We start from the raw sequence: 24,365 nt of genomic DNA on the forward strand, positions 1-24,365 counted from the left end.
CCTTCGCCACCACCCAGGGCTACACCGGACACCAGCAACTGGACGACCACGACTTGATCCACATGGGCGGTCGTGTATACGATCCTACTCTGGGCCGGTTCCTGAGTGCGGACCTGTACGTTCAGTCACCGTACAACAGCCAAAGCTTCAACCGTTACTCGTACCGGCCGTTCCGCATCGGGTGGTTAGACGTTTACATTCAGGGAATAAAAAAGCAGCGCCGAAGCGCTGCCAACAAAACCGCCGAAAGGGGATGGCGATTACTCGCCGGCGGGTTTTCCGATGGTGGCGAGAATGCCGCCGTCGACATACACGATTTGTCCGGTCACAAAATCGCTGGCTTTGGATGACAGGAAAATAGCCGCGCCCTGGAGGTCGTCGGGGTCGCCCCATTTCCCGGCGGGTGTGCGGCTGATGATAAAGTCATTCAACGGGTTCCCCGCTACGCGAATCGGCGCGGTTTGGCTGGTGGCAAAATAGCCCGGGCCAATACCATTTACCTGGACGTTATGGCGCGCCCATTCGGTGGCCATATTGCGGGTCAGCATTTTCAGGCCGCCTTTGGCCGCCGCGTAAGCCCCCACGGAGTCGCGCCCGAGTTCGCTCATCATGGAACAGATGTTAATAATCTTCCCTTGCTGGCGCTCGACCATTTTCCGGGCAACCGGCCGGGTCATGGTAAACACGCCGACCAAATCGGTATCGATCACCTGCTGAAAGTCCGCTACGTCCATATCCAGCATGGGAACGCGTTTGATAATGCCGGCGTTATTCACCAGGATATCGATGGGACCCACGTCTTTTTCAATGGCGTCCACCGATTCCGTTACTTGCTGTTCATCGGTTACGTCAAACTTGTAGCCGAACGCGTTATAGCCTTCGGCCTTGTATTCGGCCACGGCCTTGTCAATTTTTTCCTGCGACGAATGGCCATTGACCACAATGGTGGCACCGGCGCTGCCCAGGCCCTTGGCCATGGCCATACCGATGCCGTGAGTGGCGCCGGTGACCAGCGCCACTTTTCCCTCGAGATTGAACAGGGGATGTGTCATAGCGTCAGCTCCTTACTTCAGTTCGTTTGGCTGATGGAAATCCATATCGGTATAGTCGAGGTTTTCCCCGGCCATTCCCCAGATAAACGTGTAGTTGGCGGTCCCGACTCCTGAGTGCATGGACCAGGGCGGGGAAACCACCGCTTGCTCGTTGTGAATCCACAGGTGACGGGTTTCCTCTTTGGGGCCCATGAAATGGCAAACGGCCTGCTCTTCCGGTACGTTGAAATAAAAATAGGCTTCCATGCGGCGGCTGTGGGTGTGTACCGGCATGGTGTTCCAGATACTACCGGGTTGCAGTTCGGTCATGCCCATTTGCAACTGGCAGGTCTCGACCACACCGTTGATCAACAGCTGGTTAATCCGGCGTTCATTGCAGGTTTCCGAGGAACCCAGTTCCAGTACCTTGGCGTCTTCCATGCCCACTTTTTTGGTGGGGTAGGCGTGATGCGCGGGCGCGGAATTCATATAGAACTTGGCCGGATTTTCTGGATCGGCACTGCGGAAGGTGACTTCTTTGGCGCCGCGCCCGATGTACAGGGCATTTTTGAATGCCAGCTCGTACTCGGTACCATCGACGGTGATAAACCCTTTGCCGCCGACATTGATAGCGCCGAGTTCGCGGCGGTCGAGAAAGTAATCCGCTTTTTGTTGATAGACCGGTTCGAGAGCAATGGTTTGCTTCACGGGTTTGGCACCACCCACCATGATGCGCTCATAGTGGGTGTAAACAAACAGTACCTCGTCGTCAGCAAAAATTTTCTCGATCAAAAAGTGCTTACGCAACTTTTCGGTGTCGTAGTGTTTGAAATCGTCCTGATGAACGGCAAAGCGCTCTTCAATAATATTCATGGTTACCTCAATGTCGTTGCAGTCGCACCGCTTATTCGCTCAGCAGTCGGTGCATTTCGATACCGGCCAGAATGAAAGGGCCAGTACCTTTGGGATCATTTTCCCATACCGGCTCGCTCATGTAGTAGTGGTAGCTTCCGTCCCGACCAAAGCCAAGCCCGGCGACCAGGCAGATATTGGTCAGGCTGACGCTGCCGTCCGCGTGAACCAGCATGAACTCGTCGATCAGGCCGTCGTAGGCTTTCTGGGCAACGCTGCGATAGCGGTCATCCAGATAACCATTGCGGATGGCTTTGGCATAAAAGTAGGTGAACATGGACGAAGCACTGGACTCGCGATAATTGCCCGCCGCACCGGGACGGTCCATGATCTGCCACCAGGTACCGGTTTCCGGGTCTTGCCAGCGCTTCAGGTCGGCGGCGATCTCCTGAATCATATCCAGTAATGGCTGACGCAGTTCGGTTTCTTCTTCGGGGATGAAATCCAGTACGTCCACAATGGCCATCGTCAGCCAGCCAAAGCCGCGCCCCCAAAAGTGCTCGGACAGCCCGGTGTCGGGGTCGGCCCAGTCCTGCTGATGCTTTTCATCCCAGGCGTGGTAATACAGACCGGTTTCCGAATCGCGCAATTGCTCGCGGGTAATCTGGAACTCTTTGACCACCTCGCGCCAGCTTTCGTGCTGCTGTTCGCCTTCTTCAAACAGGGCGGCATACTGGGCCAGGAAAGGCATGCCCATGTAAACGCCATCCAGCCACAGCTGCCAGGGGTAACGCTGCTTGTGCCAGAAGGCGCCGCCGCTGGTGCGGGGGTGTTCTTCCAGATGGTGACGCAAGCGCTCAGCCGCCAGTTTGTAACGCTCCTCGCCCGTATTTTCCCACAATCGCAAGACACCCACGCCCGGGGCAATATTGTCGATATTGAAATTGCTCATTTTGTAGCGGGCGATTTCGCCATCTTCGGCGATAAAGCTGCCGGTAACATGGGGTAACACGTCGGCATAGCGCGAGGCCGGTGCGGCTTTGTTCAGTTCATCGTACGACACCGGCAGCAGGCCGATAATGTCGTACTCAAACTTGGGATCGCGTTCGCGATTGGTGTCCCAGCCGTCCACATGGTACAGCAGGGTTTTGCGATCCAGCTCGGAATCCGCCAGGCGCTTGCTCCAGTTCAGTGCTGCCCGTGCGTCAGCCGCAGGATGCTTTTCAGACTGGCTATGTGCGGTTTTGATTCGTTCGCGCGGTGCCAGCGTCAGGCGCTCGGCTTGTTGCTCCAGGTATTCGACAAATTCCTCGCGGTTGCTGATGCCATCCAGCTCGCGCTCCCAGGCGGCCAGGAAGTAGTAGTCTACATCCTCCCCGGAAACATCGAGTACGCTGACGTAATTCTGGTCGTCTTCGGTTTGTTGCGAGCGGTCGGATTTGCGGAACAGTAAGGCCATACCCAATGTGTCATCGCCGTTGAGTGTCTGTTCGCCCCAACTGGCCACATAGGTGTAAGCCTTCCCGGTGATATCCACTTCACCTTCGATCAATTCGGTGCCCGGGTGCTTGACGATCCCGGCGGCGATATTGTCCAGAGGTTCGCTCAGCTCCAGGTTCACATGCACAAGGCGACTGCCGCCGGTCATGGACAAAATAGCGTTGACGTCGACGTCGGTATCGGCCACCTGCCACCCGGTATAATCGATGCGGAAAGCAGAGTACAAATCGCCATTGTCGAGAATGCGCGCATCCAGACGTTCGGTATCGGAGATGCGAACGACTTTGTCGCCATCCCAGTAGCCGTAGCCACCCATGCCGAGCGATTCGTTGACTTTCAGAATATCCATGCCCCAGTCGGACAGTTCATGGTAGGAATCGTACCCATCCTGGCCCACATGCTGCAGCACCATGTCGTGGGTGGACTTGCCGAAAATGTCGAAGCCATTGCGCCAGTCCAGATAGACCCGGTAGCCGACCTGATCGGATTCGATCCCCGGTCCTTCGTAGCGAATATAAAAAGAGTGGTCCGTGTGTTGCTCCGGCGGTGAAACATGCTCCACGTTTTCGAACTGGCCACCGCGATATTCTGACTTGCCGTAATAGTGAGAACTTGCATCGCCTTTATCACGCGAGTGCGGCTGCCACTCTCCGCCTGCGCGTCGGGATATTTCCGCCTGGGTGCGCTTGACGGCTTCTGGCGCCTTGGCCGCCAGGCCGTGGTCAATCACCAGCTCCGCGCTGGCTTCTGAGGGAAGGTTGAGCAATGCGAACACACCGTCCTGTTCGCCGTCACCGTTGCGATCAATCAGTTGGATGGCGATGGGGCTACCGTCCAGTGTCGCGCCGAGTTGAGCATCGAGGGCGGCGTCCCGGTCCAGCCCAAGATCGCTGAAGCTGATGTAGTAAGGCTCGTCGATCAGCGGCCGATCAATGGCATTGGACAGCTGAATGCGTGCCACCGGCATTTCACCGGCGTGGGACTGCTGGGTCGGCTCGGGTCCCGGGGCTCGTTCCTGCACACACGCGGTCAGGCTGGCGGCGATGAGGAGCGCGGCTCCGGGATACCATCGGTTGTTTCGCATAGTTCACACCTTTCATAAAGTTCTTGTGCACAAAAGGGGCACCGGCGAACCGGCACCCCTCCGTGTATTGCCTGCTACCCAGGCCCGCTCCGGTAAACCCCGGAGCGGTGAACATCAGTATTTATACTGAACGCCCAAGTAGAACTGGCGACCGGTTGAGTGGTAATAAGACAGGCGGTTGCCATTGGCATCAACCCACTTGTCGTCCACCTCGTCGGTCAGGTTCAGGCCTTCAAGGCTGATTTCCACGTTATCGTTGATTTGATAAGCGATGGAAGCATCAACATTGACGGTGCCATTGGTGCCTTCACGGTCGTTATTGTTACGCCCCACCGCGTTATCCAGATAGCCGGACCGATCCACCATGGAGACTCGAGCACTCAGCTTGTCGTCCTCATAGTACAAGGTGGTGCTGGTGGTATCTTCAGACAAACCGAGCAAATCCCTAGTGGCCTGAATTTCGCCATCAGCGTTCAAGTAGTCCATTTGTGCCTTCACGTAGGTGAAGTTACCAATAAAGCCGAAATTGCTCCAAAAACCAGGCAAGAAAGTGAACGGCTGTTGATAGCTGACTTCGAAACCGTACAGCGGGCCGCCGGGACCATTCAGAGGAGAGGTAATATCCCACTCAACATTTTCGTTACAACCGGAAGCATCGCCGTAACCGGGCCCGGCTTCACAGGCGGCAACGGCAGCATCAACAGGATAGTCAGTCTCGGTGAAGACACGGGTTTCGCGCAGCGTTTGTACATGGCTATCGATATCCTTGCGGAACACAGCAAAGCTCAGCATGGATTCATCATCGAAATACATTTCAACGCCGAGGTCATAGTTCTTCGCACGAGTTGGTTCCAACTGCGGGTTGCCGGAGCTGATGGTTCTGTTACCACCTGAGGCCGAGATGGAAACGTTAGGGCGAATGCTGCCCAGGCCGGCACGTGCCATGACCTCGGCGTAACTTGCGCGAATCAATACGTCTTCAATCGGTTCGAAAACCAAATTGATCGCTGGCAGAGTTTCACTGTAGTCGTGATCAACTGTACGCAGTACCGGATCGCCTTCGAGCGTGAACCAAGCTGAGGACGACTGATCTGTTTTCACATGACGCACACCGAGATCACCACGTACCGGCATGTCGCCCCACTGAGTGTCAAAAATCATTTGGGCGAATATGCCAGTGCTTTCCTCTTCCGCAGAGTAGTTATCGGCGAGGCGGTTTTCGAAACTGACTGCGAAGTCACCGGAGTTACTGTAGATATCGTATTCTTCGTTGATACGGTCTTGATTCGGAATCGCCCAGGGGTTGTTGCTGCCGAGGCCGGAATCGTAGGCCATCATGGTGTCGGAGTTGAGAACTACGTTAGCACCGTCTTCAGAGGATCGACGGGCTTCAAACGTTTCAAACTCATATTTTTTGAAATTCACGCCACCTTTCAGGGTGATGCTGTCGGTCAGGTCGAATTCCAGATCCAGGTTGACGTTATCGAACGTATTGTCCGCACCCAGGGGGCGCAGGCGAACACTGTTGGTACTCCACCCTTCCAGTTCAGATACCGCCGGATCGAAAACCAGTGAGGGATTCTCGCGGTTGCCACCGCTGTAGTCATAGGCGAAGTTAAGCCCGGTCTTCTCGGCCACAATTGTCGTCTGAACCGGGTTGTCGAACTCGGATTCAGCATGACCAATCATACCGTTCAACCGCAGGCGGTCGGTAAACTCGTGAGTACCGCTCAGGGTGATCTGTGTGAACTCGGTAGTGAGTTCATCGTGACGGTATTCAGAACGTACCACGGCATCTTCAAAAGAGGCGGCGGTCACGGTGTTGGTATTATCCAGCGTGTAATCCAGAACATTCATGCCTTCGGCAATGGACGTGTTGTTCAAGATGCCCTGCATAAACCGCTCGTCGCGCTTGGCGTCGAGCTTGGCATATAACATATCGATGTTGATTTCGGTCCGGTCAGAGGGCATGAACTGCAAGGCCCCGGCGATGCCAGTGCGCTCCAGCGTGTGGTCATAGGCATCGTAACGCGGCAGCCGAGGACGGAAGCCGTCGTTCAGCGCATCCAGTTCGGGAGCACCCTCCACGCCCTGGTAACGAATAAAGTCGTTGCTGTTGTCCCAGCGTACGGTGCTGGCCCCTTCATCGCGAATGCTCCGCTCGGAATAGGAAACGGACAACAGTGCACCGATGGTGCCATCGGCAAAGGTGTTGGCGATCAAGGCCGAGATTTTCGGATCGGTTTCTTCGGAGAGATCGTTATAACCCATCTGGCCGGAAGCCGCGAAGGTGAACTCATCGTAGTCAAAGGGTCGAGCGGTTTGCATATCTACCGTGGCGCCCAGTGAACCCTCTTCTACATCGGCGGACGCCGTTTTGCGAACGGTCAGGTTATTGAACAACTCGGAAGCAAAGGTGTTGAAGTCGAAACCGCGACCGCGGTTGGCACCGCCGATGGCATCAGTGCCGCCGCCGGTGGCCATGGCTTCCATCCCGTTAATGCGTACCCGGGTGAATTCCGGGCCGAGGCCGCGCACGGAAATGTTACGTCCTTCACCCGCCGCGCGGGTAATGGCGACACCGGGAATGCGCTGTAGTGATTCCGCGAGGTTCAGGTCGGGAAAGCTGGCGATGTCGTCAGCAACAATAGAATCTACGCTGCCGATGGCGTTGCGTTTTTGGTCCAGCGCGGTCGCCAGGCTGTCACGGAAGCTGCCGGTAACGACAATTTCTTCCAACTGGTCCTGACCGGCGGCTTGCGCCTGAACGCCCATAGGAGCGGCCATAGCCATGGCCATAATCAATGGCTTGTACTTAAAGTGGATCATTGGTGAGCTCTCCAGCAATCAGTTGTTATATCGTTGGGTTGATTGAAGGCCGTAGCCTTGTTTTGTACCGGACCCGTCACGACGCCGGGTCCTCTCATGGCACAAACCTTGGTGAATGCCGTTGTAAACGTCATTCCATATCTCGTTAGCAATGTCTTTTGTTTTTGTGGCGACTTATATACAGCAACGACGAATCGAAATTACCGGTCAGTATTCCGATGGAGGCCAAACGCCTTGGCCGGTTCCCACAGTTGTGTTGTGGGTTGCTTGGGAGAGGGGCTCGACAGAAACGCCTTCTGCCTTCCTTTTGGTAAGTCCGTACTGGCCGGCGACACACGCCGCCGGCCAAAGCACGGTTACAGTGGTTGATGGTGACGCAATCTTTTAATCGGATGGGTTTGCGGCGTTAATGATTGATCGCCGCTCGTTGTTGTACCCGCCCAAGGACTGCGTTCTCTCTCACCTGTTTCTCCCTCTTGCCTTCGCAATTCCGATCAGGGGTGGGCCGGTATTTAGTCGTTGGTATGGCCCGGGGTCTTCTCCCGTTGTCTGCACGGTGTTGTCAAGACCCGAAGTTATTGTGGTCCGCCATTCTCAGAAAATCAACCTTTTTTAGGTAAGAATTTTCCAAAAAAACCATGATTATTAGTTTCATTCTTTCGAATTATGTTATGTAAACGGTTACATATAATTATATAAAAGATTGTAACCGTTTACAGTTTGCGCCATAAATCGCTTTTGCCGCTGCTGTAGCAAAAAAAGTGCGGTAGAAAGCCTTTTTTTTAGGATGACTGTTCTCCTAAGCCCGTATATTTGACAGCGATGTCAATGCAGGGGATTTTTCCAAACACGCAAATGACAACGCTGTCAGTTGTGGGTTTTTGTAATTTCTCTCATGGAGAGGTGGCATTTGTGTGTTGACGCAGGTGTTGCGAGCACGGTGATGAGGGTGCTAAATTTGTTCGCGGTATTGACCGAATACCATTGCCGATTTTTCAGGCGCCGCAAGGCGCCTGTTTTTTTCTCTGAAAGAAAAGGTTTCCTTTTCGTAAAAGCCATAGCGTTTTGCCCGACGGTAATATTTTACAAAAGCTTATTTACAAGAGCTTAAAGGCGAGAGCTGCAAACATGGCGATCGAAAAAGGGAGCGTCGGCAGCCCACCCCGGCAACGCGGGTGGGGTATGTTGTTCCACCAAAGCGGTTTTCGAGGGACAGGTGAGAGTGGCCCCGGAGACTCCAACCTTGGGTGATCTTTATTTTGACAACGATTATTCATTTGCACGAACGCGATAACGTTGGTGTGTGTAAGGCCGCCCTGCCTGCGGGAACCTCCTTGTTGCAGCCGGAATTGACGCTGGTTGATAACATTCCGGCGATGCACAAAGTGGCGCTGGTTTCGATTGAGCAGGATCAACCGATTCTTAAATATGGCCAGGTCATTGGCTTTGCCTCCAAGCCGATCAGCGCCGGTGAGCATGTGCACAGTCACAATTGCAAAATGGGTGAAGCGGAGAAAGATTACGGCTTTTGCCGCAATGCCCGCCCCACGGAGTACGTGGCGGAAAATGAGCGCGCGACGTTCGAGGGGTATCGGCGAGCCAATGGCAAAGTGGGTACGCGCAACTACATTGGTATCCTGACTACCGTTAATTGCTCGGCGACCGTAGCCAAGGCTATCGCGCAGCACTTCACCTTTTCCGGAGAGCTGGAGGCTTATCCAAACATTGACGGTGTGGTGGCGTTTACCCACGAAACCGGCTGTGGAATGCGCTCCGACGGCGAAGGGTATGAGACCCTGCGGCGCACGTTCGATGGCTACGCCCGCCACCCCAATTTTGGCGGCGTTCTGATGGTGGGCCTCGGCTGCGAGACAATGCAGGTGCGTCGCGTTATGGAAGAAAGCGGGCTGGCGGATAGCAATACGTTTCAGGCCTACACCATTCAGGATGTGGGCGGCACGCGCAAAGCGGTGGCGCGAGGTATCGAGGTGTTGCGGGGCATGTTGGCTGACGTCAACCGGCACGCACGGGAAACAGTACCCGCCAGCGAGCTGACGCTGGCCGTGCAATGCGGCGGTTCCGATGCCTTCTCCGGCATTACTGCCAATCCGGCGCTGGGCGCGGCCGGCGATATCCTGATTCGCCATGGAGGCACGGTCATTTACTCGGAAACCCCTGAAATTTTTGGGGCGGAACACTTGCTGACTCAGCGGTCAAAAACGCCGGAAGTTGCCCGGAAGTTGCTCGATCGCATTGAGTGGTGGCAGGATTACACCGCCCGCAACGATTTTGAGCTGGACAATAACCCCTCGCCGGGCAACAAAGCGGGCGGCCTGACCACTATTATGGAAAAGTCGCTCGGCGCCCAGGCCAAAAGTGGTTCCACCGAAATGGTGGGTGTGTACCTCTACGGTGAAGAAGTTCAGGAGAAAGGGCTGGTGTTTGTGGACAGCCCAGGATTCGATCCGGTGTCGGTCACTGGGCAGGTTGCCTCCGGTGCCAACGTGGTATGCTTTACCACCGGTCGGGGATCGGCCTTCGGTTTTAAACCGGTGCCCAGCCTGAAGCTGGCCAGCAATTCGGAGTTGTACGCTCGAATGCAGGAAGATATCGACATTAATTGTGGCGGTATTCTGGATGGTGAACTGACCATGCAGGAGTGCGCCGAGCTGATTTTTCGCCAGATCCTGGCCACCGCCTCGGGAGAGGCGACCCAGAGCGAGCAGCTTGGCTATGGTGACAATGAGTTCAATCCCTGGAAAATCGGGGCGGTGGTGTAAACAGCGCTGCTGGCCCAGGCACAAAAAGGTCGTGACATGAAGTAACGGGGCCTAAAAAGCCCAGCGTAAGACGGACAAGCCAGTGGCGCGTCCGCGGGAGGTGAGAGACCCGTGGATGCCCGCGCCGAATCAGAGCGGTTATCGCCGGTCGGCAACTGAGTGGACTCCGAACAACAAAAAGTGGGGTCCCGGTATCACCGGGCGCCCCGCCCTGTAGGACACTACTCCGCAAAATGCCGACGATAAACGGAAAAAGCGGCTATGTTTAAGTGGTGTCCACCAATTGAGGGAGACATTTCATGAAAATTGCCATACCCAAAGAGCGCCGCGAACATGAGCGGCGCGTGGCGGCAACGCCCGAGACGGTAAAAAAACTGATCGCCCTGGGCGCGACGGTGGCCGTTGAGTGCGGAGCTGGCCTTTCCAGCCGTATCACCGATGAGGCCTATGCAGCCGCTGGCGCCACATTGGTCGATGACTTGAACACACTGCTCGGCGATGCCGATGTCGTGTTCAAAGTCCAGCGTCCCCTGCTGGGCGACAACGGCCAGCCCGATGAACTGGCGCCGATGAAAAAGGGCGCCTTGTTGATTGCTGGCCTTTCCCCCTACGCGGACTCCGAAGCCGTAAAGCGCTATGCGGAAGCGGGTATTACCGCGATCGCCATGGAGTTTGTTCCTCGTATTACCCGTGCCCAGAGCATGGATATCCTCAGCTCCCAGAGTAATCTGGCCGGCTATCGCTCGGTGCTGGAAGCGGCGTATCTGTACGATCGAGCCATGCCCATGATGATGACGGCGGCCGGCACCGTGGCTCCGGCTCGCGTCATGGTTCTGGGCGCTGGCGTCGCGGGCCTGCAGGCCATTGCGACGGCCAAGCGGCTCGGCGCCATTGTCTCGGCCACCGATGTCCGGCCAGTGGCCAAAGAGCAGGTCGAGAGTCTGGGCGGAAAATTTGTGATGGTGGAGAGTGAGGAAACCGCCCAGGCGGAAACCTCAGGCGGCTACGCCAGGGAAATGAGTGATGACTACAAGAGACGCCAGGCCGAGTTGGTGGCGGAAACGCTGAAGAAGCAGGATATCGCGATCTGCACGGCACTGATTCCCGGCCGCAAGGCGCCGACCCTGATCAACGATGAGATGGTGCACAGCATGCGTCCCGGTTCGGTGATTGTGGATCTCGCGGCGGAGCAGGGCGGCAACTGTACGCTGTCCAGGCCCGGTGAGGTGGTCGATGTTAACGGCGTCACGATCATTGGGCACTTCAATATTCCCAGCCGGTTATCCGCTGATGCCAGCGCCCTGTTCGCCAAGAACCTGCTGAATTACCTGACGCCTCTGGTCGATACCGACAGCAAGGCGCTTCATGTGAACTGGGACGATGAAATCGTCGCCGCTTCGGTGCTGACGCGCGATGGTCAGGTCGTGCATTCCGCTTTCCAGGCAGAACAATAAAGGGGGTCATCATGGAAGCCAATTTTATTCAACAACTGTCGATCTTTGTGCTCGCGATTTTCGTCGGTTACTACGTCGTATGGAGTGTCACCCCGGCACTTCACACACCGTTGATGGCGGTTACCAACGCCATTTCCAGTGTGATCATTGTCGGTGCGCTGATTGCCGCCGGACCGGACAGCATGAGCCTCTCAAAAATGCTGGGATTTGTGGCCATGATGTTGGCAGCAATCAACATTTTTGGTGGCTTTACCGTCACGCAGCGCATGCTGGCCATGTACAAAAAGAAAAAATAACCGGGGGACGTTATGAGTGAATTACAGGCAAACCTCACCGCACTGGCTTATCTGGTCGCCGCGGTGCTATTCATCATGGCCCTGCGGGGTCTTTCTTCACCGGAGACGTCACGCTCCGGGAACGTATTCGGCATGATCGGCATGCTGATCGCCGTGGTGACCACGGTATTCAGCCCGGAGGTACAGTCCTACGAATGGATTGTGGCAGCGCTGGTCATCGGGGCGGTCATCGGTATCACCATCGCCAAACGCATTGCCATGACGGCCATGCCGCAACTGGTGGCGGCGTTTCACAGCTTGGTCGGCCTGGCGGCGGTACTGGTTGCCGGCGCCGCATTCACCAATCCGGGCGCCTTCGGCCTGCTCGGTGGCGATGGCACCATTCATGTGGGCAGCCGCATTGAAATGGGACTGGGTGTGGTCATTGGTGCAATTACGTTTTCCGGCTCCGTCATTGCCTTTACCAAGCTGCAAGGCTTGGTATCCGGCAAACCGGTATCGTTCGGTGGCCAGCATTGGTTAAATGCGTTGATTGGACTCGTTATTTTCGGTTTGATCGCCTATTTCTGTTTTGACCAGCAGCCCTGGATCTTCTGGACCATGACCGCTCTGGCATTCCTGATCGGGGTGTTGCTGATTATCCCCATTGGCGGTGCCGATATGCCGGTGGTGGTCTCCATGCTCAACTCCTACTCCGGCTGGGCGGCTGCGGGTATTGGTTTTACCCTGAAAAACGACGCACTGATTGTGACCGGCGCTCTGGTGGGGTCATCCGGCGCGATCCTGTCATACATTATGTGTAAAGGCATGAACCGCTCGTTCTTCAATGTAATCCTGGGTGGTTTCGGGGGTGACAGCGAAGCGGGCGCATCAGCCGCTGGTGCGGATGATCGTCCGGTGAAGCAGGGCAGTGCGGAAGATGCGGGCTTTATTATGAAGAACGCCGGTTCGGTTATTATCGTTCCCGGTTATGGTATGGCCGTGGCGCAGGCGCAACATGCGCTGCGCGAAATGGGTGATGCGCTGAAAGACGCCGGTGTTACCGTCAAGTACGCCATTCATCCGGTGGCTGGCCGCATGCCCGGCCATATGAACGTACTGTTGGCCGAAGCCAATGTGCCTTACGATGAAGTGTTTGAACTGGAAGATATCAACAGCGAATTCCAGACCACGGATGTGGCTTTTGTTATCGGCGCCAATGACGTAACCAACCCGGCGGCGAAAAGCGATCCGGCCAGCCCGATTTTTGGCATGCCCATTCTGGACGTGGAAAAAGCCAAAACGGTGCTGTTTGTGAAACGCAGTATGGCGTCTGGCTACGCGGGTGTGCAAAATGAACTGTTCTATAAGGACAACACCATGATGTTGTTTGGTGATGCCAAGAAAATGGTGGAGACCATACTGCGCAACCTGGAATGATACGCAACCGGGGTGTGTTGCGTTGAGGGAGCGCAGCACACCCTGTATCATTGTCAGGTCGACAATAAGCGCCAACAAGAAGTGCCAAAATAAGTGAGAGAGTCATTATGCGATGTACAGAACAACAAGACCGTTGTCTCCCCCGCCTATTCGATCTTCGATGGTTGAGTGGTGTGTTGCTCGCGCTGGTGCTCGCGGGCTGTGATGCGGTGGAGAGCGATACCGTCCACATGAAAATGGGGCATGACCTGGACCGGACTACGCCGGTGCACAAAGCCATGGTCTATATGGCCGAGCGTCTGGACGAGCTGTCCGGCGGCAGTATGGAACTAGAGGTTTACTCTAACGGTCAGCTCGGCTCCGAGCGTGAGTTGATCGAGCTGCTGCAAATCGGCAGCCTGGCCATGACCAAAGTGTCCGCCAGCCCCATGGAAAGCTTCGTGCCGGACATGAAAGTGTTCAGTCTTCCCTACGTGTTTCGCAGCCACGAGCATTTCTGGCGGTTTCTCAACAGTGCGGATGGCCGGGCCATGTTGCAGGCCGGTGCCAGTGTCGGCTTGCGCGGTTTGGGGTATTACGACGCGGGCAGCCGCAGCTTCTATACGGTCGATCAGCCGGTTCGTACACCCGACGATCTCAGTGGGCTGAAAATTCGCGTCCAGGAAAGTCAGACCTCGATGTCGATGGTTCGCTCTCTGGGCGGCTCCCCCACGCCGGTTTCCTGGGGCGAGCTGTACACCGCGCTTTCCCAGGGCGTTGTGGACGGAGCGGAAAATAACCCGCCGAGCTTCTTTATCTCCAAGCACTATGAAGTCAGCAACTATTACACCTTGAATGAGCACACTTACGTGCCGGATGTCGTGCTGATCAGTAACTACGTTTGGAATACGCTGGACGACCAACAACAGGCCTGGTTGCAGCAGGCGATGGATGAGTCCGTAGAGTATCAGAAAGAACTCTGGGCTGAAGCGACACAGCATGCCCTGGAGGAGGTTGAAAAGGCGGGTGTGGAAATTATTCACCCGGACAAGGCGCCTTTCATGGAACGGGTGGAACCCATGCATGAGTCCTTTCGCGGTCAGCCGGTCTACGAACTGATTGAGCACATTAAGGCAATGCCCGAGGGAGGCCAGTCATGAACAGCCTGATGAAAATCATTGATCGAGTACTGGGCTGGGTGTTGATGGTGCTAATGGCCGTTATGGTACTTGATGTGACCTGGCAGGTGATTACCCGCTTTGTGCTGTCCGAGCCCAGCTCCATTACGGAAGAGCTGGCACGTTTTCTCCTGGTCTGGATCGGTCTGCTTGGCGCGGCCTATGCCTTCCGGGTTCGGGCTCACCTGGGGCTGGACATTGTCACGGCTAACCTTGAACCCAAGGCACAGTTGCGGGTGGAGATTCTGGTGAATGTTCTCTGTTTCCTTTTTGCGGCCGTGGTGATGGTTATCGGTGGTGCCAAGCTGATGCTGCTGACGCTGGAACTCAATCAGCTGTCCCCCGCGCTGCAAGTGCCTATGGGTTATATCTATAGCGTGGTGCCGTTGAGCGGCATCCTGATTTGTTTATTTGCCATCGACCATATTCGGTTGCGTGAGCTGCCCCTCGTTGATGACGACCTGCCGGTCGACTGATACGACGATAAAACGATAAGAGGCGAGAATTTATGGAACTTTCAATTATTGTTTTGGTGGTCAGCTTCGCAATCCTGCTGTTCCTGAATGTGCCAATTGCCATCAGTATCGGCATTTCCACGTTGTTAACGATGCTGTTTACCATTGATTTCACCCCGGCGGTGATGACCTTGGCGCAACGGATGGCCGGCGGTATCAATAGCTTTGCGTTGCTGGCTATTCCGTTTTTCATACTGTCGGGTATCTTGATGGGACAGGGGGGGATTGCGCACCGCCTGATTGAATTTGCCAAGGTATTCTTCGGGATGCTGCCCGGCGGGCTGGCGTTTGTGAACGTCATCAGTTGCACCTTGTTTGGCGCGATCTCAGGCTCAGCCGTGGCAGCGACGTCGGCGGTGGGTGGCTTTATGGTGCCGGCGATGACCAAAGAAGGGTACGACCGCGGCTTCAGTGGCGCCGTTACGGTCACCGCGTCAACAACCGGGTTGCTGATTCCTCCGAGTAACGTACTGATTGTCTACTCGCTGGCCAGCGGTGGGGTTTCTATCGCTGCGCTGTTTATTGCCGGTTATGTGCCAGGGCTTTTGATGATGGCCGGACTGATGGTGGTTTGTGGCATCTGGGCCAAAGTGAAAGGCTACCCGGTAGGAGAGCGGATTCCGCTTCGCGATGCGCTGAAGAAAACAGTGGATGCGCTGCCGAGCCTCTTGCTGATTCTGATTGTGATCGGCGGCATTGTGGCCGGGTTTTTTACGGCGACGGAGGCCAGCGTTATCGCTGTGTTATACGCCCTGGCGTTATCGGTACTCTTCTACCGTGAGGTCAAGCTTAATCAGCTGCCGGGTATTCTGATTAAATCGGTGGAAACCACGGCGATTGTGATGTTGTTGATCGGCACTTCCACGGCCATGTCCTGGGTAATGTCTTACGAGAATATCCCGCAGGCCATTAGCAATGGTTTGGTGGCACTCAGCGATAATCCTTATGTGATCCTGCTGACCATCAACCTGATTTTGTTGGTCGTGGGTATTTTTATGGATATGACGCCTGCGGTGCTGATCTTTACGCCCATATTTCTGCCAGTGGTCACAGAGCTTGGTATGTCGCCGCTGCACTTCGGCATCATGATTGTATTGAATCTATGTATTGGTCTGTGTACGCCTCCGGTGGGCAGCGTGCTGTTCGTGGGGTGTGGCATTGCCAAAACCAGCATTGCCAAAATGATCAGGCCGTTGTTGCCGCTGTATGCAGCGATGTTCGTGGTATTGATGCTGGTGACCTATATTCCGGCATTCAGTGAGGCGTTACCGCGGCTTTTTGGACTGTATGAGTAACCGTAACGGCGACCACCAGGGACGGTGGTCGCGCGTCGGTTTTACGTTCAGGCGTTGATCTCCGCCTCGAACAGGGATTTCTCAATAACGCCACCGCGGTGCTGAATAACGACTCGCGCGCAACGCGTGCCGTTTACAGCGGCCTCTTCCGGAGTATGCCCTTGAAGGCGGGCGGCCAGATAACCGGCATTGAACGTATCGCCCGCCCCGGTGGTATCGACAACGGTCTTCACTTTGGGAACCGGAACACGGGACTCTTTACCGTCGACGATCAGAATGGTTTCCTCGGCACCGCGTTTGAGGACCAGCTCGGGCACTGAGTCGTAACGACTTTTACAGCCCTCAACTGTGTCATCGCCCCACAGGAGGTGCTCGTCGTCCAGCGTCAGTAGGGCAATGTCGGTGTGCTCCATAATCGTCTGCATGGCGCGCTGGGCACTCTGGGCGTTGTTCCAGAGGCGGGGCCGGTAATTGCTGTCGAAAATCACTTTTATGTCTTTTTCACGCAATTTGCGTAAGGCATCAATCAGGCTGTTCCGGGCCGGTTCGGTCATAATAGCCAGGGTGATACCGCTGAGGTATACCGCATCAAAGGCTTGCAGTTGCTGATAGAGGCGAACGCTGTCGTTGGGGTCGGAGAACAGTTCGCGGGCGGGCGCCTCTCCGCGCCAGTAGCAAAATTCTCGTTCACCGTCGGGTGTGTTACGGATCATATACAAACCGGGGTTGCGTCCCGGCACACGGGCGATCATCGTGGTGCCGATGTTCTCGGAGTGCATTCGCTCAATGATCTGTTCACTATAAGGGTCATCACCCAGGCGAGTCACGTAATCGGTTTCCAGACCGAGGCGAGCCATGTACACGGATGTGTTGTAGGTATCACCCGCGTAGGAAAGCGCCATAATCTCGCGCGTTTCCTCCTGAGCGGTGGGGTAAGGTGACAGTTCGACCATGACTTCGCCGATCGCTGCTATACGTGCCATAAAAGAGGTGCCTGCTGGTTGATGAAGGGGGGTTGCACCGCCCTGTATTGAGCCGCACGTTATGAATCGATTATCGAGCGGACTTTGTGGGACAATGAAAAGAAAATGGTACACCGTGGGAAGGGGATTGCCAAGGCTGACACGCGCTACACAGAGCGTGAAGTACCTGGCCGGCTTTGCCCGGAGAGAAGTGAATATCAACCTGTAAGAAAGAGTGAAGTTATGAAACGTTTAAGCAATGAAACCCTGAGCCATGTGCCGGATCGGGTGCAGCCCCCGGCTTACGACCGCACGCAACTGAAAGCGGGAATTGTGCATCTGGGTATCGGTGCCTTCCATCGCGCTCACCAGGCGTTTTATACCGAGGCCGTGCTCAATCGGTTTGGGGGAGACTGGGGAATTATCGGTTGCAGTCTGCGGTCTGCTTCGGTTCGCGAGCAGCTTGCCCCGCAGGATGGCCTGTACACACTGGTAGAGCGGTCCAGCGATGAGGAAAAGCTGCAAATCATCGGTGCCGTCACCTCAGTGATGGTGGGTCCGGAAGATCCGGCGGCGCTGGTGCAGGTGATGGCTGATCCAGCGATCAAAATCGTATCGCTGACCGTGACCGAGAAAGGCTACTGTCATGATCCGGCCACGGGCGACTTGAATCTGGAAAACCCGGATATTCAGCATGACCTTCGCCATCTGTCCAACCCTAAAACCGCCATTGGCTATCTGGTAGCTTCGTTGAAGGCTCGAATGGAGACCGGTGTATCAAGCTTTACCGCCATGAGCTGCGACAATCTGCCAAACAATGGTGAGGTGTTGGAGAAGGCCGTGCATCAGTTTGCCGGGCAGGTGTCGCCGGAACTAGCCCAGTGGATTCGCGCAAATACCACCTTCCCCTGCACTATGATTGACCGGATTGTGCCAGCGACAACGGACGCAGATCGAGAGCATGTCGAATCCGTGTTGGGGTTGCGTGATGAGGGCACCGTGTTTACCGAGCCGTTCACTCAATGGGTGATTGAGGACAACTTTGCCAACGGTCGTCCCCAGTGGGAAGAGGTCGGGGCGCAATTGGTGGACGACGTAGAAATTTTTGAGAAAATCAAATTGCGGTTGCTCAACGGTGCGCATTCCACGTTGGCGTATTCCGGTTACCTGGCCGGTTTTGAATACGTCAGCGAAGTCATGAGCGAGCCGGCTTTTGTGCGCATGATCGAAACCTACCACGCGCGCGAAGCGGGCGAAACCGTCACCGCTCCGGAAGGGTTTGATATAGAGTCTTACAAGGCTCAGTTGCGCGATCGGTTCCGCAATACGTCATTGAAACACCGGACCTGGCAAATTGCCATGGACGGTTCCCAGAAGCTGCCGCAGCGGTTGCTGCATACGGTACGTGAGCAGCTTTCGGGGAAAGGGCATATTGATATTATTGCGCTGGGGGTGGCGGCCTGGATTCGCTATGTGACGGGTGTCGACGAGAACGGTGATCCGATCGAAGTGTCCGACCCGATGGCGCAAAAGTTGCGCGAAATCTGTGATCGCACCCAAGGCAACCCCGAAGCCATGGCCCGTGGTGTGATTGCCTTGCGTGAAGTATTTGGTACGGATTTGATCGACCACCCGGTATTTGTAGAAGCGGTGGTCTACTGGCTCACGGAGTTCTACCGAAAAGGCGTCAAGGCAACCGTCCAGGCTCACTTCACTGAGTGAAGCAGCATCAATGCCGGGTGCGCGTCCTGCGCCCCGGCTTTCTCAGACTTTTCCGGTTCAGGCAACGGCCACTCAGGCGATGGTCACATCGCGACTTAGATAGACGTCTTGGATGGCTTGCAGAATTTCCACGCCTTCCTTCATCGGTCGCTGAAACGCTTTGCGACCGGAAATCAACCCCATGCCTCCGGCTCGTTTGTTGATAACCGCCGTGCGAACCGCTTGCGCCAGATCTCCGGCACCGTTTGACGCGCCGCCGGAATTAATCAGCCCGATACGACCCATATAACAATTGGCCACCTGATAACGAACCAGGTCAATGGGGTGGTCGCTGGTCAGGTCGCTGTAGACTTTCGGGTGTGTTTTGCCCACCTTGACCGCATTGTAACCGCCGTTATTCTCCGCCATTTTTTGTTTGATGATGTCTGCCTTGATCGTGACGCCCAGATGGTTTGCCTGGCCAGTAAGGTCGGCGGCGGTATGGTAATCGACACCCTCTTTACTGAAATCACTGTTGCGCAAATAGGTCCACAGTATCGTGGTCATTCCCAACTCGTGAGCTTGCTCGAATGCGGCACTGATTTCCTGCAGCTGTCGGCGAGAGTTCTGCGAACCAAAGTAAATGGTCGCACCGATGGCGACCGCACCCATGTCGTACGCCTGCTTTACTTGCCCGAACAATGTCTGGTCGTATTGAGTGGGATAGACCAGTGCATCGTTGTGGTTCAGTTTTACCACAAAAGGAATTTTATGCGCGTACTGGCGAGCCACTGAACCGAGCGCGCCCAGTGTTGACGCCACCGCGTTACAACCCCCTTCAATAGCGAGTTCTACGATATTTTTGGGGTCGAAGTACAGCGGGTTCGGTGCAAAGGAGGCGCCCGCCGAATGCTCGATGCCCTGGTCGACGGGTAAAATGGAGAGATAGCCGCTGCCGCCAAGGCGACCGTGACTCAGCAGTTGCTGATAGGCGCGCAACACGGGTATCGGACGGTCTGTCTGTACGAAGGTGCGCTCGACGTAGTCCGGTCCCGGCAGAGTTAATTGTTGCGCGGTGATGCGTTCACAGCGATGGTTTAGCAGGCTGTCCGCCTCCTCGCCAAGCAAGGTGGTGATGTTGTTCATTGTGATGGTCTCTCATTGGTTGATGGCGTGCACTGGTTGTGCATCTGTGTCGTTTTGGTTCCGTGGCGGTTGCCTTTCGAGCCTTTTGGTGGCTCGTTATGAACAGTTTCGTCCGAAAACTGTTTGTCGGCGACAGTAGCCGCGGCGAAAAGCTCTCACCCTTTTCGCCGACAGTGAATGCCACTGTCGCGTACAAAATGTTACAGCTCGGTAAAATCAGGACATCGCTTGGCGACAATGGCCTTGTCCAGCACTTCGTAGGCGGGCAAGCCCTGCCGGTAGGGCGGGTAGGCCTCTCCTTCAATGAGCGGTGCCAGGTATCGTCTGGCTTGCCCGGTAATGTGAAAACCATCGTCGGTGATGTAATCCGCTGGCAGGCAACGCTCGACATTGGCCACCTCGCGCAGAGGCGCTTTGTCGATGTGCCATTGATACGGCTCGTCGGCATCGCGCACGATGATGGGCATAACGGCGTTATCACCGTGAACGGCATAACGCACGGCGGCGCGACCAAGCGCAAACGCCTGATCCACATCGGTTTGCGAGGCGATGTGCCGGGCGGAGCGTTGCAGGTAATCGCACACCGCCCAGTGGCATTTGTAACCGCTGTGGCGTTTGATCATGTCGACCACCACGGGCGCCGCGCCACCGAGTTGTGCATGGCCGAACGCATCGGTGTTGCCGGTGCTGGAGAGGAATTCACCCGCGGCGTTTTTCGCGCCTTCGGAAACCGCAATCATGCAGAAGCCGCGCTGGGTGACCGTTTCGTTAACTTTGGCCAGGAAGCGCTCTTCGTCCAGCGGCACTTCGGGGAAAAGAATGATATCCGGCCCCAGTCCGCGTTCGTCGCGCGCCAGCCCTGTAGCGGCGGCTACCCATCCAGCGTGGCGGCCCATGACTTCCATTACGAAAACTTTTGTGGATGTTCGTTGCATGGATGCGACATCCAGTGAGGCTTCGAGCATGGAAACCGCCGCGTATTTGGCAACAGACCCGAAACCCGGGCAGCAGTCCGTTAACGGCAGATCATTGTCCATGGTTTTGGGCACACCGACACAGGTAATGGGAAACCCCATGGCCTCGGATAACTGCGAGACTTTGTGAGCGGTGTCTTGCGAGTCTCCGCCGCCATTGTAAAAAAAGTAGCGAATGTCGTGTGCGCGGAAGACGTCAATCAGTCGTTCGTACTGTGCCCGATGTTGCTCCAGCGATTTCAGCTTATAGCGGCAGGAACCAAAAGCGCCGGCCGGGGTGTACCGCAAAGCGTCGAGTTGCGGATCGGTCAGTGCGTGAGTATCGATGAGTTCTTCGGTCAGCGCACCGAGAATGCCGTCGCGACCCGCGTAAAGGGTGCCAATGGCATCGGAATGAGCGCGGCACTCGGCGATAACGCCAGCGGCAGAGGCATTGATCACGGCGGTAACGCCACCGGACTGCGCATAAAAAGCATTGTGGGGCACGGGGGTGCTCCTCTGGTTGATATTCGATGTTTATTGCAGTATTGACGGGCACCCACGCCTTAGTGAAAGGTATGGGTCGAATTTGCCGATTGGAACGCTTTACGCGTTTCTAATGAAGAGTGCTTATTTATAGGGGGGAGCGATTCTACCACAGTCCATAGGCGACGCAATGGATTTAGCGGTGCAAGAGACAAGGTAATCGTTTGCGCAACACGCCCCGATAACGGTCAGGGTGATTGCGCAACGATTACACGTCAGCATTGAGTGAACGGCGCTGGTGGTATGTTCTATTCAACGTCACTGTCGTGATCGCTGCCGTTCATATTCAACTCTTTCAATTTTCGGGTCAGCGTGTTGCGCCCCCAGCCGAGCAGGTTGGCGGCGTCGCGTTTCCGACCTGCGGTGTATTTCAGGGCGGTTTCGATCAGCGCGCGTTCGAACGTGGGCACTGCTTCGCTTAGTAATTGATGGTGGCCGCGAGCCAGGGCCTGATCGGCCCAGTGGCGCAGTGCTTTTTCCCAGTCATCGGCCGGTGCGTTGTCCTCTTTGTCGCTGAGCAGCTCCGGCGGAAGATCCTCCACGTGGACCTCGCGGCCCGACGCCATCACGGTGATCCACCGGCAGGTGTTTTCCAGCTGCCGCACGTTACCTGGCCAGGCGAGAGAACAAAAGAATTCTTCAGTTTCCGGCAGCAGGGTTTTGGTGTCCACGTCCAGTTCGCTGGCAGCCTTTTGCAGAAAAAAGCGAGCCAGTTTGGGAATGTCTTCGCGTCGGTCGGCCAGTTTGGGAATGTGGATGCGGATTACATTGAGGCGGTGAAACAGGTCTTCGCGAAAACGGCCATCGGCCACGAGGGTTTCCAGGTTTTGGTGCGTGGCGGCAATAATACGGACGTCCACTTTTACGGGTGTGTGTCCTCCCACGCGGTAAAACTCACCGTCGGCCAGAACTCGCAGCAGGCGAGTCTGTGTTTCGGCGGGCATATCACCAATTTCGTCCAGAAACAGTGTGCCGCCGTTGGCTTGCTCGAAACGGCCCTGACGTTGTGCCGCCGCGCCGGTAAACGCCCCTTTTTCATGACCGAACAGTTCGGACTCCATCAGGTCTTTGGGAATGGCCGCCATATTCAGCGCAATGAACGGTTCATCGCGGCGCGGGCTGTGGCGATGCAGTGCGTGTGCGACCAGCTCTTTACCGGTACCGGATTGACCGTTGATCAATACCGTAATGTTCGATTGCGACAACCGCCCAATGGCTCGAAAGACTTCTTGCATCGCCGGGGCTTCGCCGATAATTTCAGTGTTGACCTCAACCGCTTCCGCGCCACTGCCCTCGGATTTCTGCTCCTGGGCGTGAGCCAGGGCGCGCTGGGTAACCGCGACGGCTTCGTCAACATCGAAGGGTTTGGGTAAATATTCAAAAGCACCGCCCTGGTAGGCCGCCACGGCGCTGTCGAGGTCGGAATGGGCGGTCATGATGATAATAGGAATGTCCGGGTGCTGGGCGTGCAGATCTTTGAGCAGCGCCAGCCCATCGATACCGGGCATGCGAATATCACTGATAATGGCATCGGGTACATCGCGGCCCAACTGGCTGATGGCGCTGTCGCCGGAGTCAAAGGCGCGTGGTTCGATACCGGCTCCCTGCAGGGCCTTTTCCAGCACCCAGCGGATGGATCGGTCGTCGTCGATAATCCAGACTCGGTTAGACTTCTGCATGTTGAGCTTCCATTGGTAGATAGAGTGAAAAGCGGGTTTCGCCCGGCTCACTGTGACATTCGATCAGCCCCTGATGTTGGTGAATCAGGTGCTGGGAGATGGTCAGCCCCAGACCGGTGCCCTCGGCGCGACCGGAGATCATGGGGTAGAAAATATTCTTGACGATGTCCTCGGGAATGCCGGGCCCGTTGTCGACAATATCGAGCCGGCACACTAATGGATGATGGTGGCGGCCAATGGTGTAACGCCGCTGGATGCGTGTGACCAACCGTATTTCGGGTGAGGGGACGCCGTGCTCCTGTAAGGCCTGCATGGCGTTGCGGACGATGTTGAGGACGGCCTGAATTAACTGTTCCTTGTCGGCTTCCAGATCGGGAATGCTGGGGTCGTAATCTCGGAGCAACCGGATACTGCCATTGCTCTCGGCTTTGATAATGGTGGCCACCCGCTCAAGCACTTCATGAACGTTGAGCGTTTGACGCTGTGGGAGCTGGTTCGGACCGAGCATGCGATCAACCAGGTTACGCAGGCGGTCGGCCTCATCAATAATCACACCGGTGTATTCCAGCAAATCGCTGCCGGGCAGTTCGCGGGCGAGCAGTTGGGCCGCGCCACGGATACCGCCCAAGGGGTTTTTAATCTCGTGGGCCATGCCACGCACCAGATTCCGAGTGGTTTCCTGGGAAGACGTCAGCATTTCCTCGCGGCTGATACGCAGCAGCCGATCAATGGGCTGTACCTCAATCACCAGCCCGGGATCTTCGCCCAGCGGGGTCACGGTATAGTCTACGGTAATCTGCCCGCCGCCTAGCAGCTGCCATTCGGCGTGGCGTTTTGTGTAATGGTTGGATTGATCGGCGGCCGCCAGCAGCTGTTTGGGGGTTTCGGCGGATTCATAAAAAAATTGGGTGATCGGCTCTCCCAGTGTACGTTCGCAACTGACGGCCAGCAGGGCTTCGGCGGAAGGGTTCATGTGGCGCAGACGCAGTTCGTCGTCCACCAGAATGATGGCGGTGCTGAGGCTATCGAGCAGCGGTTTGTGCAAATCTCCGGTGTTCACTCGGTATGACTCCTGGTGTCGGCAAACCGGAGCCGTGTTTTAAAGGCGCCGGTGTTGGGTGGTGTATGCAAAAAGCAATCCAACTAGCTGGTGCGTGCAGTGCCCA

Annotated in this window: 18 protein-coding genes; 9 read left to right on the plus strand and 9 right to left on the minus strand. The window is 55.9% G+C overall.

All coding sequences use genetic code 11. From position 1 onward, the window contains the following. Window positions 1-350, plus strand: a 350-nt coding sequence (locus ACQCLF_RS07340) for an RHS repeat-associated core domain-containing protein (protein ID WP_426985786.1), incomplete at its 5' end; no start/stop codon positions are given. Here ACQCLF_RS07340 and ACQCLF_RS07345 read toward each other — a convergent pair. From ACQCLF_RS07345 to ACQCLF_RS07360, 4 genes are all read right to left on the minus strand, one after another. Further along, complete coding sequence (locus ACQCLF_RS07345; protein WP_426985788.1) at window positions 261-1,052, minus strand: gluconate 5-dehydrogenase; 792 nt, start codon at window positions 1,050-1,052, stop codon at window positions 261-263. The genes ACQCLF_RS07340 and ACQCLF_RS07345 overlap by 90 nt on opposite strands. A 12-nt stretch (window positions 1,053-1,064) precedes the next feature. After that, window positions 1,065-1,904: a 5-dehydro-4-deoxy-D-glucuronate isomerase gene (gene kduI, locus ACQCLF_RS07350; protein WP_426985790.1), complete on the minus strand. Its 840-nt coding sequence runs from the start codon at window positions 1,902-1,904 to the stop codon at window positions 1,065-1,067. A 31-nt stretch (window positions 1,905-1,935) separates the two neighbouring features. After that, window positions 1,936-4,467 (minus strand): DUF4861 family protein, encoded by a 2,532-nt coding sequence (locus tag ACQCLF_RS07355; protein WP_426985792.1) that lies wholly within the window; start codon window positions 4,465-4,467, stop codon window positions 1,936-1,938. Window positions 4,468-4,581: 114 nt separating this feature from the next. Then, window positions 4,582-7,296 (minus strand): TonB-dependent receptor, encoded by a 2,715-nt coding sequence (locus tag ACQCLF_RS07360; protein WP_426985794.1) that lies wholly within the window; start codon window positions 7,294-7,296, stop codon window positions 4,582-4,584. Window positions 7,297-8,555: 1,259 nt separating this feature from the next. Between ACQCLF_RS07360 and ACQCLF_RS07365 the strand changes: the two genes are divergently transcribed. The 7 genes from ACQCLF_RS07365 to ACQCLF_RS07395 all read left to right on the plus strand — a co-directional run bounded on the left by ACQCLF_RS07365 (window position 8,556) and on the right by ACQCLF_RS07395 (window position 16,212). Continuing rightward, a complete protein-coding gene (locus ACQCLF_RS07365) occupies window positions 8,556-10,076 on the plus strand; it encodes a UxaA family hydrolase (protein WP_426985796.1) in 1,521 nt (506 codons plus the stop codon). A 299-nt stretch (window positions 10,077-10,375) separates the two neighbouring features. Continuing rightward, entirely contained in the window at window positions 10,376-11,530 is a 1,155-nt protein-coding gene (locus tag ACQCLF_RS07370) for a Re/Si-specific NAD(P)(+) transhydrogenase subunit alpha (protein WP_426985798.1), read from the plus strand. An 11-nt stretch (window positions 11,531-11,541) separates the two neighbouring features. Next, the gene (locus ACQCLF_RS07375; protein WP_426985800.1) at window positions 11,542-11,826 is read left to right on the plus strand and encodes a proton-translocating transhydrogenase family protein; all 285 of its coding nucleotides are present in this window, start codon (window positions 11,542-11,544) and stop codon (window positions 11,824-11,826) included. Window positions 11,827-11,838: 12 nt separating this feature from the next. Beyond that, window positions 11,839-13,245: an NAD(P)(+) transhydrogenase (Re/Si-specific) subunit beta gene (locus ACQCLF_RS07380; protein ID WP_426985801.1), complete on the plus strand. Its 1,407-nt coding sequence runs from the start codon at window positions 11,839-11,841 to the stop codon at window positions 13,243-13,245. A 230-nt stretch (window positions 13,246-13,475) separates the two neighbouring features. After that, window positions 13,476-14,384: a TRAP transporter substrate-binding protein gene (locus ACQCLF_RS07385; protein WP_426986471.1), complete on the plus strand. Its 909-nt coding sequence runs from the start codon at window positions 13,476-13,478 to the stop codon at window positions 14,382-14,384. Further along, window positions 14,381-14,878 carry a TRAP transporter small permease gene (locus ACQCLF_RS07390; RefSeq protein ID WP_426985803.1) on the plus strand — a complete coding sequence of 166 codons (498 nt, stop codon included), beginning with the start codon at window positions 14,381-14,383 and terminating at the stop codon, window positions 14,876-14,878. The genes ACQCLF_RS07385 and ACQCLF_RS07390 overlap by 4 nt, the downstream gene beginning before the upstream one ends. Window positions 14,879-14,910: 32 nt before the next feature. Further along, the gene (locus ACQCLF_RS07395; RefSeq protein WP_426985805.1) at window positions 14,911-16,212 is read left to right on the plus strand and encodes a TRAP transporter large permease; all 1,302 of its coding nucleotides are present in this window, start codon (window positions 14,911-14,913) and stop codon (window positions 16,210-16,212) included. Between the two features lie 47 nt (window positions 16,213-16,259). On the opposite strand, the gene ACQCLF_RS07400 is transcribed toward ACQCLF_RS07395, so the two are convergent. Next, window positions 16,260-17,195 carry a sugar kinase gene (locus ACQCLF_RS07400; RefSeq protein ID WP_426985807.1) on the minus strand — a complete coding sequence of 312 codons (936 nt, stop codon included), beginning with the start codon at window positions 17,193-17,195 and terminating at the stop codon, window positions 16,260-16,262. A gap of 222 nt (window positions 17,196-17,417) precedes the next feature. On the opposite strand from ACQCLF_RS07400, the gene ACQCLF_RS07405 reads away from it, so the two are divergent. After that, window positions 17,418-18,896, plus strand: a complete 1,479-nt coding sequence (locus ACQCLF_RS07405; RefSeq protein WP_426985809.1) for a mannitol dehydrogenase family protein — start codon at window positions 17,418-17,420, stop codon at window positions 18,894-18,896. Between the two features lie 72 nt (window positions 18,897-18,968). On the opposite strand, the gene ACQCLF_RS07410 is transcribed toward ACQCLF_RS07405, so the two are convergent. From ACQCLF_RS07410 to glnL, 4 genes are all read right to left on the minus strand, one after another. Beyond that, complete coding sequence (locus tag ACQCLF_RS07410) at window positions 18,969-20,021, minus strand: class I fructose-bisphosphate aldolase (protein WP_426985811.1); 1,053 nt, start codon at window positions 20,019-20,021, stop codon at window positions 18,969-18,971. A 200-nt stretch (window positions 20,022-20,221) separates the two neighbouring features. Next, on the minus strand, window positions 20,222-21,481 hold the full coding sequence (locus ACQCLF_RS07415) for a 6-phosphofructokinase (protein WP_426985813.1): 1,260 nt from the start codon (window positions 21,479-21,481) through the stop codon (window positions 20,222-20,224). Window positions 21,482-21,768: 287 nt separating this feature from the next. Continuing rightward, window positions 21,769-23,199, minus strand: coding sequence for a nitrogen regulation protein NR(I) (gene glnG, locus ACQCLF_RS07420; RefSeq protein ID WP_426985815.1), 1,431 nt, complete (start codon window positions 23,197-23,199; stop codon window positions 21,769-21,771). Next, window positions 23,186-24,259 carry a nitrogen regulation protein NR(II) gene (gene glnL / locus ACQCLF_RS07425; protein WP_426985817.1) on the minus strand — a complete coding sequence of 358 codons (1,074 nt, stop codon included), beginning with the start codon at window positions 24,257-24,259 and terminating at the stop codon, window positions 23,186-23,188. Before glnL ends, glnG begins: the two co-directional genes overlap by 14 nt. Window positions 24,260-24,365 lie beyond the last annotated feature (106 nt).

The organism is Marinimicrobium sp. ARAG 43.8 (genome assembly GCF_050113635.1).
Lineage (GTDB): Bacteria > Pseudomonadota > Gammaproteobacteria > Pseudomonadales > Cellvibrionaceae > Marinimicrobium.

Excerpts from the sequence above, each read along its gene's own strand:
- glnG (WP_426985815.1), bottom strand. The coding sequence starts at position 23,199 with ATGCAGAAGTCTAACCGAGTCTGGATTATCGACGACGACCGATCCATC.
- ACQCLF_RS07355 (WP_426985792.1), bottom strand. The coding sequence starts at position 4,467 with ATGCGAAACAACCGATGGTATCCCGGAGCCGCGCTCCTCATCGCCGCC.
- ACQCLF_RS07345 (WP_426985788.1), bottom strand. The coding sequence starts at position 1,052 with ATGACACATCCCCTGTTCAATCTCGAGGGAAAAGTGGCGCTGGTCACC.
- ACQCLF_RS07405 (WP_426985809.1), top strand. The coding sequence starts at position 17,418 with ATGAAACGTTTAAGCAATGAAACCCTGAGCCATGTGCCGGATCGGGTG.
- ACQCLF_RS07395 (WP_426985805.1), top strand. The coding sequence starts at position 14,911 with ATGGAACTTTCAATTATTGTTTTGGTGGTCAGCTTCGCAATCCTGCTG.
- ACQCLF_RS07400 (WP_426985807.1), bottom strand. The coding sequence starts at position 17,195 with ATGGCACGTATAGCAGCGATCGGCGAAGTCATGGTCGAACTGTCACCT.
- ACQCLF_RS07380 (WP_426985801.1), top strand. The coding sequence starts at position 11,839 with ATGAGTGAATTACAGGCAAACCTCACCGCACTGGCTTATCTGGTCGCC.
- ACQCLF_RS07410 (WP_426985811.1), bottom strand. The coding sequence starts at position 20,021 with ATGAACAACATCACCACCTTGCTTGGCGAGGAGGCGGACAGCCTGCTA.
- ACQCLF_RS07375 (WP_426985800.1), top strand. The coding sequence starts at position 11,542 with ATGGAAGCCAATTTTATTCAACAACTGTCGATCTTTGTGCTCGCGATT.
- kduI (WP_426985790.1), bottom strand. The coding sequence starts at position 1,904 with ATGAATATTATTGAAGAGCGCTTTGCCGTTCATCAGGACGATTTCAAA.
- ACQCLF_RS07360 (WP_426985794.1), bottom strand. The coding sequence starts at position 7,296 with ATGATCCACTTTAAGTACAAGCCATTGATTATGGCCATGGCTATGGCC.
- ACQCLF_RS07370 (WP_426985798.1), top strand. The coding sequence starts at position 10,376 with ATGAAAATTGCCATACCCAAAGAGCGCCGCGAACATGAGCGGCGCGTG.
- ACQCLF_RS07385 (WP_426986471.1), top strand. The coding sequence starts at position 13,476 with ATGAAAATGGGGCATGACCTGGACCGGACTACGCCGGTGCACAAAGCC.
- ACQCLF_RS07390 (WP_426985803.1), top strand. The coding sequence starts at position 14,381 with ATGAACAGCCTGATGAAAATCATTGATCGAGTACTGGGCTGGGTGTTG.